This is a genomic window from Streptomyces sp. NPDC060049, assembly GCF_042736715.1.
GTDB lineage: Bacteria > Actinomycetota > Actinomycetes > Streptomycetales > Streptomycetaceae > Streptomyces.
Genome location: NZ_JBHWVV010000002.1, coordinates 305,295 through 321,408, shown reverse-complemented (window position 1 = coordinate 321,408; position 16,114 = coordinate 305,295). Strand labels below are relative to the sequence as shown.

The window sequence follows — 16,114 nt, the reverse complement described above, 5'->3', positions numbered from 1 at the left end:
ACGCTTCTCCGTCCGCCTTACTTGACTGACCGTTCCAGTATCTCGTAAGGTATCGACCATGGCCAGGACCAAGGAATTCGACCCGGACACCGCACTGCAGTCGGCTATGGAGCTGTTCTGGCAGCGCGGGTACGAGGCGACGTCGATGGCCGACCTCGTCGAGCGGCTCGGCATCGGACGCGCCAGCATCTACGCCACCTTCGGCAACAAGCACGAGCTCTACCTGAAGGCGCTCGACCGCTACAACGAGAACCGCGACCCGGCCCTGCTCGGGGAGTTGTCCCAGCCGGGGCCCGCGCTGCCGGCCGTACGGGCGGTGGTGCGCCGGTTCGCCGCCGAGGCGAGCTCCGGCAGTCGGCGGTCGAACGGCTGCTTCGTGACCAACACGGCCGCGGAGCTGGGAGCGCGCGACCCGGTCTCCGCTCGCAGGGTCGAGGCGAGCTGGAACCACATAGAGACCCTGCTCCACTCGGCGCTGGCCAGGGCCCACGCCCAGGGCGAGCTGCGCGCGGACCGCGATCCGCGCGCGCTGGCCCGGATGCTGCTGGTGCTCATGCAGGGCTTCAGGGTCGTCGGCAAGGTGTCGGACGACCCGGGCCGGGTGCGCGACGCGGCGGAGCAGGCCCTCACGCTGCTCGACTGAACACGTATCTCCCTGCGGGGAGATGCTTTATGAGCTCATTTTGGAATGTACGATCAAGTTTAGGGGGAGTCATGACCGTCACCCAAAGCGAGAGCACGACCGGGTACACGGCGAGCGCGGACCGCGTCGGAACAGCCGGACCTGCCACCGGCCCCGCCTTCGCGCTGCTCGGCACCGTCCAGATGTCACTGATCTTCGCGCTCACCTCGCTCGTGGTGCCCCTTCCCATGATCGGGCGGGAGTTCTCCCTGGGCCGCGACGACCTGATCCTCCTCAGCGCCGCCTACGGGCTGACCTTCGCCGGCCTCCTGCTCTTCGGCGGCCGGCTCACCGACCGGTTCGGCGGCCGCCGCGTGCTCAACGCCGGACTGCTCGTCTTCGCCGTCGCATCCCTCGCCGCGCCGCTCGCCCAGGGCCCCGGGATCCTGCTCGCGGCCCGTTTCGCCCAGGGGTTGGGCGCCGCGCTCACCGCTCCCGCCGCGATGGCCGTGCTGCGGGCCGTCTTTCCCCGGCCCGCCGCGTACGCGAAGGCCATGGCCACCTGGGGCGGCCTCTCGGTCCTCGGCGCGACCGCAGGCAACCTGCTCTCCGGGGTGATCTCCGCACTGGCCGGCTGGCGGCTGTCCTTCGCCGTCCCGGTCGCGGTGGCCCTCGCCGCCCTGGTCCTCGCCCCCCGGCTGCTGCCCGCCACCCCGGCGGGCGTGGGCCGCTCCCTGGACCTGCCGGGCGCCCTGCTGGCCACCGGTGGAATCAGCCTGGCCAGTTACGGACTCGTCCTCACCGACGCCCACTCCTGGGGTTCGGCCTCCGTCCTGGTCTCCCTGCTCTTTGCGGCAGCGCTCCTCCTGGCCTTCCCCCTCGTCGAGCGCCGGGCCCGCGATCCGCTGCTCCCGCTCGGATTCCTCCGCGACCGGCGGCGGGTCCTGGCCCTCTCGGCCATCGGACTGACCGCGGCCGGCACGGCGACGACCTTCGTCCTGCTCTCGCTCCACCTCCAGCAGGACCTCGGCTGGTCGGCGCTGCGCACCTCCGCCGCCTTCCTCCCCTTCGCGGTGGTGCTGCTCGCCGTCGGCCGGGCGGCGGGCCCGCTCGTCGCCCGGTACGGGGCGACGCGCGTCAGCACGGCCGGGCTCGTGACCGCCGCCGCCGGTCTCGCACTGCTCGCACTCACCGGCCTGGCCACGGAGATCCCGTACGCCTACGGCCTCCTTCCCGGCCTGGTCCTGCTGCCGGCCGGCGCCGCCGCGGCCTTCGCGGGCGCCGCGGTGCTCGCCACCGAAGGGGTGGAGCCGCACGAGGCGGGACTCGCCGGGGGCGTCATGAACACCGCGATGGAACTCGGTCCGACGGTCGTCTTCGCCACCGTGCTCGCCCTCGGCTCCGACACGATCTCGCTCGCCGCCTCGGCGCTCGCCTTCGCCGCGGTCGCCTTCCTCAACAGCCGCGGCGAATGACCGCCGCGGCGGCCGGCCCCCACGGGCCGGCCGGCGCGGGCCGGGTGACCCTCACGGGACACCGGTCGCCGCTCGTCAATGCCGACGAACACCATTCACCGAACAGGGGATCCACCATCATGTCCGCACGTTTCACCGGCAAGAGCGTCCTCGTCACCGGCGCGGGTTCCGGAATAGGACGGGCCGTCGCCCTCGCCTTCGCCGCCGAAGGGGCCTCGGTGGTCGTGGCGGGGCGCAGCGCGGCCCCGCTCGACGAGACGGTCGCGCTGATACGGAAGGAGGGCGGCACGGCCGCCGCGGTGACCGCGGACGTGACCCGCTCCGATGAGGTACGGGCCTTGGTCCGCAGCACCGTCGAACACTTCGGCGGCCTCGACGTCGCGGTCAACAACGCGGGCGTCTTCCGGGGCGGCGCGCCCGTCGCCGACCTCCCCGAGGAGGACTGGCGCACCCTCCTCGACGTCAACGTCACCGGAGTGCTGCTCGGCCTCCAGGCGGAGATCGCCCAGATGCGCGTGCAGCCCACCGGCGGGGCGATCGTCAACATCTCCTCGAACCTCGGCGCCCACGCCCGCATCCCGGGGGCGGCCGGCTACATCGCCACCAAGGCGGCCGTATCCGCCCTGACCAGGACCGCGGCCCTGGACCACATCGCCGACGGGGTGCGGGTCAACGCGGTCAGCCCGGGTCCGTCCGCCACGTCGATGTCGCTGCGGCACGGCGAGAGCGAGGCCGACCGCGCCGCCCGGATGAAGCACCAATCGCCGTTGGGAAGGGTGTCCTCGACGGCCGAGGTCGCGGCGGCCGTGCTGTACCTGGCCTCAGCGGACGCCGCCTCCGTGGTGGGCACCGACCTGGTGATCGACGGCGGCGTGGCGGCCTGAGGCGGCGGTGGCCCGCCGCCCGGGACGTCCGGCGGCGGCGGAGGCGCCGGAAACGGGTTCGGCCCCCTTGACGCCAATGCGTCAAGGGGGCCGAACCATTCGTAGCGGGGACAGGATTTGAACCTGCGACCTCTGGGTTATGAGCCCAGCGAGCTACCGAGCTGCTCCACCCCGCGTCGTTGATCCCACTGTACGGGACATCCGGCGGGCCCCAGACCACTCGCACCGTCGGGGGCCTGAACGGCATCTCCCATATCTGTGTCCGCGAAGACAGAATTGAATACGGGGTGCGGTAAGAATTTCTGGCGCCGCGACGGAGTCGATCGAATTGCGGCTCCGTCCGGTTCGGCCGTGCTACTGTGGTTTCAGTTGCAGTTGAGGTTCCCAAAATTTCAGCGCCCTCACCGTCTCTTCACCGAGCGGCGAGAGTGTTCTAGTTTTTCCGGTGTTTTCCGGGCTGGGCAATCATCGGCGACTCGAGATCCGCAAAGTGCGGATCTCTGGGCTGTGCCCCGAAGGAGATTTACCATGGCTAATGGCACCGTGAAGTGGTTCAACGCGGAAAAGGGTTTCGGATTCATCGAGCAGGAGGGCGGCGGTCCTGACGTCTTCGCCCACTACTCGAACATCGCTTCCCAGGGCTTCCGCGAGCTCCAGGAGGGCCAGAAGGTCAGCTTCGACATCGCGCAGGGCCAGAAGGGCCCGACCGCTGAGAACATCGTCACCGCCTGACGTTCAAGCGTAACCACGTAGCTGGGGCCCGCACCTTGGGGTGCGGGCCCCAGCTCGTTGCGTTTTCCCGGCTCCGCCGGCCTCTCCTCTATGGGCCCGCGTGAGCGGCGCGATCGCGCAAGCTTTCGACGCGCCACTGTTCGGCCGACGGATTCACTCCTCGGCTCTCCGCCCGCACGCGATCGCCGTTCGCATCGGCGCGCAGTGCGGTGCCCCTTTCCTGACGGGCCGGTCTCAGTTCACTCCGGCTCCGCCATATCTGACTTTTGCTCCGGCTCATTCTTGTGATTCGTCGTGCGGCTCGTATTCCCGCCGCCGGGAATTCCTCGATGTGTGCCGTATCGAGGAAGGTTCTGCATGAACCGCACGACCCGCATGAATGACCGCTCTTCCCGTACCCGCACGGGCGGAGGCTCCTCCGGCTCCTACAGCGGCGGTGGCTCCTCCTCCGGCTCGTACGGCGGCTCCTCCTCCGGCTCTTACGGCGGCGGCTCCTACGGCGGTTCCTACGGCGGTTCCGCCGGGTCCTCCAGCCGAGGAAGCCGTTTCGGAACGTCGGCCCCCAGCCGGTCCGGCGGCCCGAAGCGCTCCGGCGGTGGCTACGGCGGCCGCCGCTCGTCCGGGCCTCAGGGCGAGTTCGCCCTGCCGGTCACCGTGGTCCCGGGCCTGCCCGCCGTCGAGGCGTTCGCCGACCTCGACATGCCGGCCCAGCTGCTCACCGCACTCACCGCCGAAGGCGTGAGCACGCCGTTCCCCATCCAGGCCGCCACGCTTCCCAACACCCTCGCGGGCCGGGACGTCATGGGTCGCGGACGCACCGGCTCCGGCAAGACCCTGGCCTTCGGCCTCGCGCTGCTGGCCCGTACGGCCGGCCAGAGCGCCGAGCCGGGTCGCCCGCTCGCGCTGATCCTCGTCCCCACGCGTGAGCTCGCGCAGCAGGTCACGACGGCTCTCACCCCTTACGCCCGCGCGGTGAAGCTGCGCCTGGCCACGGTCGTCGGCGGCATGCCGATCCACCGGCAGGCAGGCGCGCTGCGCGCCGGGGCCGAAGTGGTCGTGGCCACGCCCGGCCGGCTGAAGGACCTCATCCAGCGGGGCGACTGCCGGCTGAACCAGGTCGCCATCACCGTCCTGGACGAAGCCGACCAGATGGCCGACATGGGATTCATGCCCCAGGTCACCGCGCTGCTCGACCAGGTGCGTCCCGAGGGCCAGCGGATGCTGTTCTCCGCCACGCTCGACCGCAACGTCGACCTGCTGGTCCGCCGCTACCTGACCGACCCCGTCGTGCACTCGGTCGACCCCTCGGCCGGCGCCGTCACCACGATGGAGCACCACGTCCTGCACGTGCAGAGCTTCGACAAGCAGGCCGCCACGACCGAGATCGCCGCCCGTGAAGGCCGCGTGATCATGTTCCTGGACACCAAGCACGCCGTGGACCGGCTGACCGAGCACCTGCTGAGCAGCGGCGTGCGCGCCGCGGCCCTGCACGGAGGCAAGTCGCAGCCCCAGCGCACGCGGACGCTCGCGCAGTTCAAGACCGGGCACGTCAGCGTGCTGGTGGCCACGAACGTCGCCGCACGGGGCATCCACGTCGACAACCTCGACCTCGTCGTCAACGTCGACCCGCCGACCGACCACAAGGACTACCTGCACCGCGGCGGCCGTACCGCCCGGGCCGGTGAGTCCGGCAGCGTGGTCACCCTGGTGCTGCCCAACCAGCGCCGCGAGATGACACGTCTGATGGCCGCCGCCGGGATCACCCCGCAGACCACGCAGGTCCGCTCCGGCGAGGCCGAACTGAGCCGGATCACCGGTGCCCAGGCGCCGTCCGGCGTCCCCGTCGTCATCACCGCACCCGTCACCGAGCGCTCCAAGCGCTCGACGGCCTCCTCCCGGGGCCGGCGCAGCCGCCCCGCGCAGGACCGGCGCAGCCGCACGGGCGCGGCGCCCAGGGGCTCCGAGGGCCGCTCGGCCCTCGCCGCCGCGTAGATCGCCCGGACAGTCCCCCGACCGGTTCTCTGCTACCTGTGAGGCATCATGCGCTGCGTCATCGCCCGCTTTCCGTTCGACCTGACCAAGGCCGGGGTCCTGGAGTCGATGAAGGGCGTCAAGCCCGAACCCATCACGGGTGAGTCGGTGATCATCGGCCGTCGCTCCTACCCCGTCAAGCAGGTGGGTGCAGTCATCACCCGCCAGGACCGCCGCGACTTCACGGCCGGTGAGGTGATCAGGGCCCTGAGCGCACTGGGCTTCACCTGCCGCGTGCTCGCCCCGGAGCCCGCACCCGCCGACGCCCTGACCCCGGTGCAGAAGGCGTCCGCCCTGCTCGGCGCCCCCGCGAGCGCGTAGGGCGCACAGCGCGCTCAGGGCGTGACGAGCACCACGTAGGGACCCGAGGGCCCCGATCGGCACCAGCCGGCGGGGCCCTCAGTGCTGTGCGGTAACCGCTCCCGGCTCATGCCCGGGTCCAGCGCGGCGCCGGCGCGGCGGGCTCCGGCGGCGGCTCTGCTCCGTCCAGGCGCAGGCTGCGCAGCGTGGCGTCCGTCTCGCGCTGGAAGTGCGCGTAGGTGATCAGCCGTTCCCACAGCGGGTCGGGCCGGCCGGGAACGGTGGCGCCGCGCGCCTCCCACTCGCGGGCGAGCTGGTCGAAGAGGACCGCCCCGCCCGCCGGTACGGCTCTGCCGGGCTGCTGTCGGGGGATGCCCCGCGCCGTCACGGCGGGGCTGCGTTCGGGTGCCCGGTGCCGGGCCGGGGACGGGGAGACGGCGTGTGGAGTACCCATGCCCGCCCCAACGATTCTGCGCGTCCACGGGCACGCTCCCGGCGCGGCTCGACGTTGCCCGGACGGCTCCGGGGGCGGGCGCGCGCCGCCTCATGGGGGGCCGAAGGGGAGCGGGGCCCGGCAAATGGTGTTGAATTTCCCTCGGGGCCCCGGTGCCGAACGGCAGCAGGGCCCTCGACGCGTCCCCACAAACGAGGTGAAAGTGACACCAGAGAATTCGCTCGGCCGTCTGGACGACGACGACTACCCGGCCTACACCATGGGCCGGGCCGCCGAGATGCTCGGCACCACACCGGGCTTCCTCCGCGCGATCGGCGAAGCCCGCCTCATCACCCCGCTGCGCTCCGAGGGCGGGCACCGCCGCTACTCCCGCTACCAGCTGCGCATCGCGGCCCGCGCCCGGGAGCTCGTCGACCAGGGAACCCCCATCGAGTCCGCCTGCCGCATCGTCATCCTCGAGGACCAGCTGGAGGAAGCCCAGCGGATCAACGCCGAGTACCGGCGGGCGGCCGCCGACGACTCGGAGACCTGAGTCAGCCGAGGCGGGTCGGTGAGGAGGCCGCCGGCGCCAGGACGCGGGGGGCGCCGGTGCCGTCGGCCGCGACCGTCCACAGGTCGGTGGTCTCCACCGAGCCCTCGGCGGGCAGGGCGTAGACGAGGGTCCGGTCGTCGAGCCAGAGGGCCTGGTCGTCCACGCTGCGCTTCTCCGCGAGCGGCTGCTCCCGCAAGGTCCGCAGGTCAAGGACGTGCTCCCGCCACAGGGACGCGCCGCGCTGCACGCGCTTCTTGTACGCGACCCGGGTCTCGTCGGGGGACAGGGACGGACACTCGACGTTCTTGGCGAGGGTGGTGACGCTGCGCCGCGAGATCGACCCCCGCACCAGGTAGGTCTGGTTGCCGGTGCCGAGCGTGGCGTAGAAGGTGTCGTCGTCCTTGGAGAAGGTCACGCCCCAGAAGTTCACGTCACCCGAGCTGTAGGGCCGGCCGTCCAGCTCGATGGCGAACTTCTCCAGGTCCGCTTCTAGCGCGCCGGTGCGGGTGTCCGCGATCGAGGTGCGCGTGGAGAAGAACGCGGCGCCGTAGGACTCCCCGGCGACGAAGACGGTCCAGGCGGCGAAGCGGCCGCTCGGTGAGACCCGGGCCCGGGAGGGGGTTCCCGCGAGCGGGAAGCTGCGCAGGGTCCGCAGCTGCGAGTCGACGATGAGCGCCCGGTTGTCCTGGGCGAGCGCGCCGGGGGAGGAGTCGAGGCAGACTCCGGTGCCGGCCGCCGCGTGGAAGCGCAGGCACGTGAGGTCCGAGGCGGTCCGCCCGGCCCGCGGCGCCGCGGCCGGTACGGACACGAGGGCGCCGCGGTGCGGGCCCTGCGCGCCGTTGAGGAAGGCCAGCCCGTCCTGCCGGTCGAGCGTGACCGGTCCCGCGGCGGCCGTCGGATCGCCCTCCCGCGTCTGCTCCGAGCGGGCGGCGGCGCGCACCACCATCGCGCCGGCCAGGCCCGCCAGGAGCAGCACGGCCAGGGCGAGTACGAGCAGCCGGCGTGAACGGGTCATCGGGTTCCTCGGGGGCGTCGGGGGTGCGGGGTCCGGGGCAGGCCGGCGTCGTCAGCAGCCGTGGGGCGGAGTACGAATCCGGCGACGGCCGCGGAGCAGCACAGGCCGGCCGCCGCGGCGGCCAGCGCCGGGCCCGCGCCCAGGAGCGTCCACGCGCCACCGAAGGCGAGGGAGCAACCGAAGCGGGACAGTGCCTGGCCGGTGCCGACGAGCGCGATCCCGGTCGCCCGCAGCTTCGCCGGGACGGTCGCGGCGACGGCGGCGGGCAGGACCCCGTCGGTGGCGGCGTAGAACATGCCGTGCAGCACGAGGACCAGGTAGGGCAGGGCGGGCCAGGCGGGGGCCCACAGGAGCAGTCCGTACGCGGCCAGCAGGAGGGCGTGCCCGGTCAGGAACACGGTGCGGCGGCCGATCCGGTCCGCGAGGGCGCCGGCCGGAACGGCCAGCAGCAGGAACACGGCGGCGGTGCCCAGGGGCAGGAGCGGGAACCACTGCTCGCCGACGCCGGTGCGGTCCTGGAGCAGCAGGTAGAGGAAGGCGTCGCTGACCGTGGTCAGGCCCAGTAGCGCGGCGCAGGCCGCCAGGGCGCGCAGCCGGGGCAGGCGCAGCAGGGCCAGGGCCGCGCGGACGTCGACCGCGGCCGCCGGATCCGGGGCGGCGGGGTCGACGGAATACGGTTGAGGGGGCGCGCCGGGGCCCGGGCGGGCCGGGGCGGCGGTCGCGTCCGGGGCGGCGCCGGACGGGACGAACAACATGAGCACCACGACGCCGAGTGCGGCGACGCAGGCACTGACCCCGAAGACGGCGTCGTACCCGTCGACGGTCACGCTCAGGATGAAGAAGGCGGCGAGGGGGCCGAGCAGCGCCCCGGTGGTGTCCATGGCGCGGTGCACACCGAAGGCGCGGCCCTGTGACCCGGCCGGTGTGGAAAGGGAGATGAGCGCGTCGCGGGGGGCGGTGCGCAGGCCCTTGCCGGTGCGCTCCAGCGCGAGGATCACCCCCACCGGGCCGAGGCTGTGGGCTAACAGCAGCAGCGGTTTGCACAGGGCGGAGAGGCCGTAGCCGATGCCGGCGATCAGCTTGTGGTTGCGGATCCGGTCGGCGAGGTGGCCGCCGGTCAGCTGCACCAGCGCGCTGACGCCGTTGTACAGGCCGTCGAGCGCGCCGAAGCCCAGTGGGCTCAGGCCCAGTCCGGCGACCAGGTAGAGCGGCAGGACGGCGGTGACCATCTCGGAGGATATGTCGGTGATCAGGCTGACCGAGCCCAGCGCGAGGACGGCCGAGGCGACCGCGGGCGTCCGGACGGGGCCGCCGTCCGCGGCCTTCGCGCCCCCCGGCGCGGAGCGGTCCGCGAGGTACATGCTCTCGAGCTCCCGGTGCAGACGGTCTGAGCCACTCGTACGTACGAGTGGCACCCTAATGGTTGTACGGGCCAACTGGGCGCGGTACGGCCCGATTCGGCCGCCTACCGGCCTCAGCCCTGCCGGCTGCTCTCGTCGCGCAGCCAGGTGGAGAAGTCCCCGGTCCGGATGGCCCTGCGTGCGCCCCGGCGGGCCACGAGGGCCGCCACCACGAACACCACGACGCCGGGGAGCAGGCGCGGCTGGTCCCGTAGCAGCGCGCGCAGGTCTCCCGTACCGGTGCGCGCGGACGGTACGGACGACGGCGGTCCGCAGGGCTGCGCGGCCTGGAAGCGCTCCAGCTCGGCGGACGAAGTCGCCGCCCGGACCCGACGCTTGATCAGATCGGCCCAGGTGCGCGGCGGGTGAACCACCACCCGGGCGGCCTCGACCACGCTCCGCTCCTCCGGCGCGAAGGCGAGGGAGGCGGCCAGGTCGTCCGCCATCAGCGGGGGCAGTGCGGCGATCCGCGCGTGCCCCGGTTCGGACACCGCGATGACCCCGCGGCCGAACAGCCCTTCACGGACGGCGGGGAGCCGCTGCCAGACCCGGTAGTACGCCCGGACCGGCCAGGCGCAGCCGGCGAGCGGGATGTCCCGGCCGGGGGCCGCGGCGAGCAGGTGCGGAGCGTCGGCGAGGGCTCCGGCAAGGGCCCGTACGTCGGCGGCCCCGACTTGGACGTCGGCGTCCACGTACAGCCTGGGGAAGCCCCGGGCGTGCTCGTCGCCGACCCGAAGTGCGAGGTGTTTGGAGGGAGTCGGGACCTCCACCACGCGCACGCGGGGGCCGCGCGCGGTCGCCACCGCGGCGGTGTCGTCCGTACAGCCGTTGCACACCACGACGATGTCCGGCCCCGCGGCAGGGGCGTCGGCCAGGAGCGCGTCGAGGAGCCGGCCGATGACCCGGCCCTCGTTGTGGGCCGGGATCACGATGCTGGTCACCCCGGAAGTATGCACGGCCGAACGCCTGTACCGACCGATTCCTCCAACTCTCCCCGGGGGTAGGCCGGGTGGTCTAGATTGAACGCAGCCGAGCGGATTCGGCGTGCTTCGGCGACGCCATGATCCGATCGGTGCAGGGAAGTTGAGTCAGGGACGGGTAGCGCGGCTTGGGGGAACAGGCCGCCTGCCCGGGGCCGGACCGGCGCGAGGGGTGCCGGACGGTCGGGGGGCGGAAGTACGTGGAACACGTACGGCATCGGTCGTGGGGGCCATCGCCGTCGGGCGGGTCGTACACGGGTCGCGCAGGCGGCCCGGTCTGCCGTCGACGGCACCTCCTTCCTTCGCACGCGTCCCGGCCATGGGTCGTCGACACGCCCGCGGGCGTGCGCGGAAGGAAAGGGAACGCTGTGAAGGACACCGCGAAGCACGTGGGGCGGGGCACCGGAGCCGCAGGCGGGGGACCTGCGGAGCCGTTAGGCGTAGCCGTGGTGGGTGCGGGCTACTGGGGCCCCAACCTGGTCCGAAATTTCCAGTCCAGCCCGGAGTTCCGGCTGCGCTGGCTCTGCGATCTGGACGTCGACCGGGCGCGGCAGGTGCTCGGCGGCTACTCCACGGTCCAGGCGACCTCCGACTACGAGGCGGTCCTCGCCGACCCGGCCGTCGACGCCGTCGCCGTGGCCACCCCGGCCGGCACCCACCTCGACGTCGCGCTGGCCGCCCTGCGCGCCGGCAAGCACGTCCTCGTGGAGAAGCCGCTCGCCGCCACGTACGAGGACGGTCTGCGGCTGGTGACCGAGGCCGAGGAGCGCGGCCTCACCCTCATGTGCGACCACACCTACTGCTACACCCCCGCGGTGGCCCGCATCCGGGACATGGTCCGCTCCGGTGAACTCGGCGAAGTCCAGTTCGTGGACTCGGTCAGGACCAACCTCGGGCTGGTCCAGAAGGACGTCGACGTCCTGTGGGACCTGGCCCCCCACGACCTCTCGGTCCTCGACTTCATCCTCCCCGACAACGTCCGACCGGTCGCCGTGGCCGCGCACGGAGCCGACCCGATCGGCGCCGGACAGTCCTGCGTCGCCTACCTGACGCTCCAGCTCAACACCGGCGCCATCGCGCACGTGCACGTCAACTGGCTGTCCCCGGTGAAGGTCCGCACCACGATGGTCGGCGGCTCCAAGCGGACCCTGGTGTGGGACGACCTCAACCCCACCCAGCGCGTCGCGGTGTTCGACCGGGGCGTGGACCTGACGGCCCCGCAGGAGATCGGCGCGGACGAGCGCCGCGACATGCTCGTCTCCTACCGCACCGGCGACATGGTGGCGCCCGCGCTCGGCGAGAAGGAGGCCCTGCGGACCATGGTCGAGGAGTTCGCCTCCGCGATCAGGGCGGGGCGACCGGCGCTGACCGACGGCCGGGCGGGCCTGCAGGTGCTCGACATCCTCGAAGCGGCTTCCCGGAGCCTGGAGTTCCGCGGAGCAGTCGTCGGACTGCGCACCGGGCGTTGACCGTTCACGAAGCCTTCGGGCCCGGCGCCGCACGCGGTGCGGCGGCGGGCGCGACGGGCGACACCATGACCGACTCAGTAGGGGCAGGGCGTTGAGCAGCGTACGAGGCAAGAGGATTCTGGTCACCGGCGGAGCGGGCACGATCGGCTCGCACCTGGTGGACCTGCTGGTGGACAACGGGGCGCGCGAGATCGTGGTGCTCGACAACTTCGTGCGGGGGCGCACCGCCAACCTGGCCCGCGCCCTGCCGAGCGGTGTGGTGGACCTGGTCGAGGGCGACATCCGGGACGTCGCCGCGGTCCGCAAGGCAACCGAGGGCGCCGACCTGGTCTTCCACCTGGCGGCGATCCGGATCACGCAGTGCGCGGAGGAGCCGAGGCTCGCGAACGAGGTGATGGTCGACGGCACCTTCAACGTGCTGGAGGCCGCGGCCGCCGCCGGGGTGGGCAAGGTCATCGCCTCCTCCTCGGCGTCGGTCTACGGGATGGCGGAGTCCTTCCCGACCACCGAGCGCCACCACGCCTACAACAACGACACCTTCTACGGGGCCGCGAAGGCCTTCAACGAGGGCGTGCTGCGCAGCTTCCACTCCATGTACGGGCTGGACTACGTCGCACTGCGCTACTTCAACGTCTACGGCCCCCGGATGGACATCCACGGGCTGTACACCGAGGTGCTGATCCGCTGGATGGAGCGGATAGCGGCGGGCGAGCCGCCGCTGATCCTCGGCGACGGCACGCAGACCATGGACTTCGTGCACGTCAGGGACATCGCGCGCGCCAACCTGCTGGCCGCCGAATCGGACCTGACCGACGAGGTCTTCAACGTCGCGAGCGGGACCGAGACCAGCCTGCTCGACCTGGCGAACGGCCTGCTGGAGGCCATGGACGCGCGGGGGATGGTGCCGGAGCACGGGCCGGCCCGCGCCGTGAACGGGGTGACCCGGCGGCTCGCGGACACCTCGGCCGCCAGGGAGCGCCTCGGCTTCACGGCCGACATCGACCTGAGCACGGGACTGCGGGACCTGGTGGACTGGTGGCGGGCCGAGCGCGTGGCGGACGCGTCGGCCGCCGCTTCGGGTGCCGGCGTCCGCGTAGACCCCGCCGGGGAGCCCGGCCGATGAGCGCCGGGACCGTACCCGCCCAGGACGGGCCCGCGCCGGCCCGCATCCCCGTCATGATCCCGTGGCTCGGCGAGGAGGAGGCAGCTGCGGCCGCCGACGCCGTCCTCTCCGGCTGGGTCGCCCAGGGCCCGCGGGTCGCGGAGTTCGAGCGGGCCTTCGCCGAGCGGGTGGGCGCCGAGCACGGCGTCGCCGTGAGCTCGTGCACCACTGCGCTGCACCTGGCGCTGATCGCACTGGACCTCGGCCCGGGCGACGAGGTGGTGGTGCCCTCCCTGTCGTTCATCGCCACGGCCAACGCGGTGCGCTACGTGGGCGCCCACCCGGTGTTCGCCGACGTCGAGGAGGCCACCGGGAACCTGACCCCGGCCACCGTCGACGCGGTGCGCACCCCGCGCACCAAGGCGGTGCTCGCCGTCCACCAGGGCGGGGTCCCGGCCGACGTGCACGCCCTGCGCGAAGCCTGCGCCGACTGGGGGGTACCGCTGGTGGAGGACGCCGCCTGCGGCATCGGCGCGACCGTGGGCGGCAAGTCCGTCGGCCACGGCGCCCTGCTGGCCGCCTGGTCCTTCCACCCCCGCAAGGTGATCACCACCGGCGAGGGCGGCATGGTGACGACGGACGACGCCGAGTGGGCCCAGCGGCTGCGCCGGCTGCGCGAGCACGGCATGAACGTGTCCGCCGCGCAGCGGCACGCGAGCAGCAAGCCGATCGCCGAGAGCTACCTGGAAGTCGGCTACAACTACCGGATGACCGACATCCAGGCCGCGGTCGGGCTGGTGCAACTGGGCAAGCTGGACGCGATCGTGGCCCGCCGGCGCGAACTGGCGGCCCGGTACGAAAGGCTGCTCGCCGGGATCCCGGGCCTGCGCCCCGTCCGCGACCCCGGTCACGGCGAGGGAAACTTCCAGTCGTACTGGGTGCTGCTGTCCGAGGCCTTCCCTGTCGGCCGGGACGAACTGCTCGCGGCGCTGGCCGAGGCCGGGATCTCGGCCCGGCGCGGGATCATGGCCTCGCACCTGGAGCCGGCGTACGCCGGTCACGGGGCGGCCGCGCTGCCGGTGACCGAGCGGATCAGCCGCCACTCGCTGATCCTGCCGCTGTTCCACACGATGACCGAGGACCAGCAGGACCGGGTGGTCGCGGCGCTGCGCCGACAGGCCGGCGGATGAGCGGGGCGGGCGGGCAGCACGGCGCGGGCGGTCCGCGGACCGAGGACCTGCTGATCGTCGGCGCGGGCGGCTTCGCCCGGGAGACCGCCCAGGCCGTACGGGACGCGGCCGCCGCGGACCGGCGGCTGGGCCGTGCCCCGCGCTGGCGGCTCGCCGGACACCTGGACGACGACCCGGCCCTGCACGGCCGGGACGTCGACGGCACGGTGGTGCTGGGCGGCTGCGACCTGGTGCACGGCATGCCGGCGGCCCGGGTGGTGGTCTGCGTCGGCAGCCCGCGCGACTACGCGGTGCGGGCGCGCCTGGTGCGCCGCCTCGCCCTGCCCGCGAACCGCTACGCGACGGTGGTCCACCCCACGGCGGCGGTCTCGGACTCCTCGGAGCTCGGCGCCGGCTCGGTGCTGCTCGCGCACTGCGTGCTGACCGCCGCCGTCCGTCTGGGCTCGCACGTGGCGGTGATGCCGCACGCGGTCCTGACCCACGACGACACCGTCGGGGACTTCGCGACGCTCGCCTCGGGGGTCCGCCTCGGCGGCGGGGTGCGGCTGGGCCGGGGAGCCTACGTGGGCGCGGGCGCGCTGGTGCGGGAGTACACCTCGGTCGGTGCCTGGTCGCTGACCGGAATGGGAAGCACGGTCCTGGCCGACGTGCCGCCCGGCGAGGTGTGGGCGGGAAGCCCGGCCCGCCGGCTGCGCGAGGCGGGGGGCCCGGCGCTCGACGAGCTGCGGGCCGATGAGTCGGAGACCGGCCGCGTGCCGGTGACACGGATGGGGAGCACAGCCGGATGAACCAGATACCGCTCGTCGACCTGAAGGCGGCGCACGCCGAGGTCGAGGAGGAGATACGCGCCGGATTCGACCGCGTGCTCGCCGGCACCGCCTTCATCGGCGGTGAGGAGGTCCGCGCCTTCGAGCGCGAGTACGCCGACTTCGCCGGGGTCGGCCACTGCGTCGGCGTGGCCAACGGCACCGACGCGCTGGAACTGGCCCTGCGCGCCAGCGGGGTGGGCGTCGGCGACGAGGTCGTGCTGCCGGCCAACACCTTCGTCGCCACCGCCGGCGCCGTGGCCCGGATCGGAGCCCGGCCGGTCCTCGTGGACTGCCTCCCCGACACCCTGCTGATCGACCCGCAGGCCGCGCTCGCCGCCATCGGCAAGGACACCCGCGCGGTGGTCCCCGTCGACCTGTACGGGCAGTGCGCGGCCGCCGCGGAGCTGGCTGCACAACTGCCGTCGCACGTGTGGCTCGTCGAGGACGCCGCGCAGAGCCAGGGCGCCACCCGCGACGGCCGTTCCCCCGGCACCGGCGGGATCGCCGCGACGAGCTTCTACCCGGGCAAGAACCTGGGCGCGTACGGGGACGCCGGCGCGGTCGTGACCGACGACGAGGAGACCGCCGACCTGGTGCGGGCGCTGGCCAACCACGGCGGCGTCGCCAAGTACCGGCACGACGTGGCCGGCTTCAACAGCCGGCTGGACGGCCTGCAGGCCGTGGTGCTGCGGGCGAAGCTGGCCCGGCTGGCCGACGGCAACGCGGCCCGCCGCGCCGCCGCCGCCCGGTACGACGGCCTCCTGGCCGACCTGGCCGCCGCCGGCCGGCTGACCCTGCCGGTCACGGCACCGGGCAACGTCCACGTGTGGCACCTGTACGTGGTCCGGGTCCACGACGCCGACCGCGACGCGGTCGTCGGCAAGCTGAACGCGGAGGGGATCGGCGCCGGCGTGCACTATCCCTCCCCGGTCCACCTCACGCCGGCCTTCGGCCACCTCGGGCACGGCCGCGGGGCCTTCCCGCACGCCGAGCGGGCCGCCGACCGGATGCTCTCCCTCCCGCTCTTCCCGCAGATCACCCCCGCGGAGCAGCAGAGGGTCGTGGGCGCGCTCATCGACGCCCTGCGCTGACGCACTGTGCTGACGTACAACACAAAGA

The 16,114-nt window shown here is 73.2% G+C and carries 16 protein-coding genes and 1 tRNA gene; 12 read left to right on the top strand and 5 right to left on the bottom strand.

Annotation, left to right across the window (positions count from 1 at the left end; translation table 11 throughout):
- Positions 1-58 precede the first annotated feature (58 nt).
- The 3 genes from ACFWBY_RS04235 (at position 59) to ACFWBY_RS04225 (ending at position 2,981) form a co-directional block, all read left to right on the top strand.
- Entirely contained in the window at positions 59-643 is a 585-nt protein-coding gene (locus tag ACFWBY_RS04235) for a TetR/AcrR family transcriptional regulator (protein ID WP_385329748.1), read from the top strand.
- A gap of 71 nt (positions 644-714) precedes the next feature.
- Positions 715-2,097 (top strand): MFS transporter, encoded by a 1,383-nt coding sequence (locus ACFWBY_RS04230; RefSeq protein WP_385329746.1) that lies wholly within the window; start codon positions 715-717, stop codon positions 2,095-2,097.
- A gap of 119 nt (positions 2,098-2,216) precedes the next feature.
- Positions 2,217-2,981 (top strand): SDR family NAD(P)-dependent oxidoreductase, encoded by a 765-nt coding sequence (locus ACFWBY_RS04225; RefSeq protein ID WP_385329745.1) that lies wholly within the window; start codon positions 2,217-2,219, stop codon positions 2,979-2,981.
- Positions 2,982-3,083: 102 nt separating this feature from the next.
- Here ACFWBY_RS04225 and ACFWBY_RS04220 read toward each other — a convergent pair.
- Positions 3,084-3,157, bottom strand: a tRNA-Met gene (locus tag ACFWBY_RS04220).
- Between the two features lie 352 nt (positions 3,158-3,509).
- On the opposite strand from ACFWBY_RS04220, the gene ACFWBY_RS04215 reads away from it, so the two are divergent.
- From ACFWBY_RS04215 to ACFWBY_RS04205, 3 genes are all read left to right on the top strand, one after another.
- Positions 3,510-3,713 carry a cold-shock protein gene (locus ACFWBY_RS04215; RefSeq protein ID WP_053678014.1) on the top strand — a complete coding sequence of 68 codons (204 nt, stop codon included), beginning with the start codon at positions 3,510-3,512 and terminating at the stop codon, positions 3,711-3,713.
- Between the two features lie 357 nt (positions 3,714-4,070).
- Positions 4,071-5,705, top strand: a complete 1,635-nt coding sequence (locus ACFWBY_RS04210; RefSeq protein ID WP_385344120.1) for a DEAD/DEAH box helicase — start codon at positions 4,071-4,073, stop codon at positions 5,703-5,705.
- Between the two features lie 48 nt (positions 5,706-5,753).
- Entirely contained in the window at positions 5,754-6,065 is a 312-nt protein-coding gene (locus tag ACFWBY_RS04205; RefSeq protein WP_385344123.1) for an SCO5918 family protein, read from the top strand.
- Between the two features lie 106 nt (positions 6,066-6,171).
- Here ACFWBY_RS04205 and ACFWBY_RS04200 read toward each other — a convergent pair whose 3' ends face one another.
- Positions 6,172-6,498 carry a hypothetical protein gene (locus ACFWBY_RS04200; protein ID WP_385344126.1) on the bottom strand — a complete coding sequence of 109 codons (327 nt, stop codon included), beginning with the start codon at positions 6,496-6,498 and terminating at the stop codon, positions 6,172-6,174.
- A gap of 202 nt (positions 6,499-6,700) precedes the next feature.
- On the opposite strand from ACFWBY_RS04200, the gene ACFWBY_RS04195 reads away from it, so the two are divergent.
- Positions 6,701-7,030 carry a MerR family transcriptional regulator gene (locus ACFWBY_RS04195; protein ID WP_385344129.1) on the top strand — a complete coding sequence of 110 codons (330 nt, stop codon included), beginning with the start codon at positions 6,701-6,703 and terminating at the stop codon, positions 7,028-7,030.
- Between the two features lies 1 nt (position 7,031).
- On the opposite strand, the gene ACFWBY_RS04190 is transcribed toward ACFWBY_RS04195, so the two are convergent.
- The 3 genes from ACFWBY_RS04190 to ACFWBY_RS04180 form a co-directional block, all read right to left on the bottom strand.
- Entirely contained in the window at positions 7,032-8,045 is a 1,014-nt protein-coding gene (locus ACFWBY_RS04190; RefSeq protein WP_385344132.1) for a TolB-like translocation protein, read from the bottom strand.
- On the bottom strand, positions 8,042-9,406 hold the full coding sequence (locus ACFWBY_RS04185) for an MFS transporter (RefSeq protein ID WP_385344135.1): 1,365 nt from the start codon (positions 9,404-9,406) through the stop codon (positions 8,042-8,044). The genes ACFWBY_RS04190 and ACFWBY_RS04185 overlap by 4 nt, the downstream gene beginning before the upstream one ends.
- A gap of 113 nt (positions 9,407-9,519) precedes the next feature.
- Positions 9,520-10,386 carry a glycosyltransferase gene (locus ACFWBY_RS04180; RefSeq protein WP_385344138.1) on the bottom strand — a complete coding sequence of 289 codons (867 nt, stop codon included), beginning with the start codon at positions 10,384-10,386 and terminating at the stop codon, positions 9,520-9,522.
- A gap of 407 nt (positions 10,387-10,793) precedes the next feature.
- Between ACFWBY_RS04180 and ACFWBY_RS04175 the strand changes: the two genes are divergently transcribed.
- The 5 genes from ACFWBY_RS04175 (at position 10,794) to ACFWBY_RS04155 (ending at position 16,086) form a co-directional block, all read left to right on the top strand.
- Positions 10,794-11,894: a Gfo/Idh/MocA family protein gene (locus ACFWBY_RS04175; RefSeq protein ID WP_385344141.1), complete on the top strand. Its 1,101-nt coding sequence runs from the start codon at positions 10,794-10,796 to the stop codon at positions 11,892-11,894.
- Positions 11,895-11,985: 91 nt separating this feature from the next.
- Entirely contained in the window at positions 11,986-13,017 is a 1,032-nt protein-coding gene (locus ACFWBY_RS04170; RefSeq protein WP_385344144.1) for an NAD-dependent epimerase/dehydratase family protein, read from the top strand.
- Positions 13,014-14,186, top strand: coding sequence for a DegT/DnrJ/EryC1/StrS family aminotransferase (locus ACFWBY_RS04165; protein WP_385344147.1), 1,173 nt, complete (start codon positions 13,014-13,016; stop codon positions 14,184-14,186). Before ACFWBY_RS04170 ends, ACFWBY_RS04165 begins: the two co-directional genes overlap by 4 nt.
- Positions 14,183-14,974, top strand: coding sequence for a NeuD/PglB/VioB family sugar acetyltransferase (locus ACFWBY_RS04160; protein ID WP_385344149.1), 792 nt, complete (start codon positions 14,183-14,185; stop codon positions 14,972-14,974). Before ACFWBY_RS04165 ends, ACFWBY_RS04160 begins: the two co-directional genes overlap by 4 nt.
- Positions 14,971-16,086: a DegT/DnrJ/EryC1/StrS family aminotransferase gene (locus tag ACFWBY_RS04155; protein ID WP_385344152.1), complete on the top strand. Its 1,116-nt coding sequence runs from the start codon at positions 14,971-14,973 to the stop codon at positions 16,084-16,086. The genes ACFWBY_RS04160 and ACFWBY_RS04155 overlap by 4 nt, the downstream gene beginning before the upstream one ends.
- The last annotated feature ends 28 nt before the right edge of the window (positions 16,087-16,114 follow it).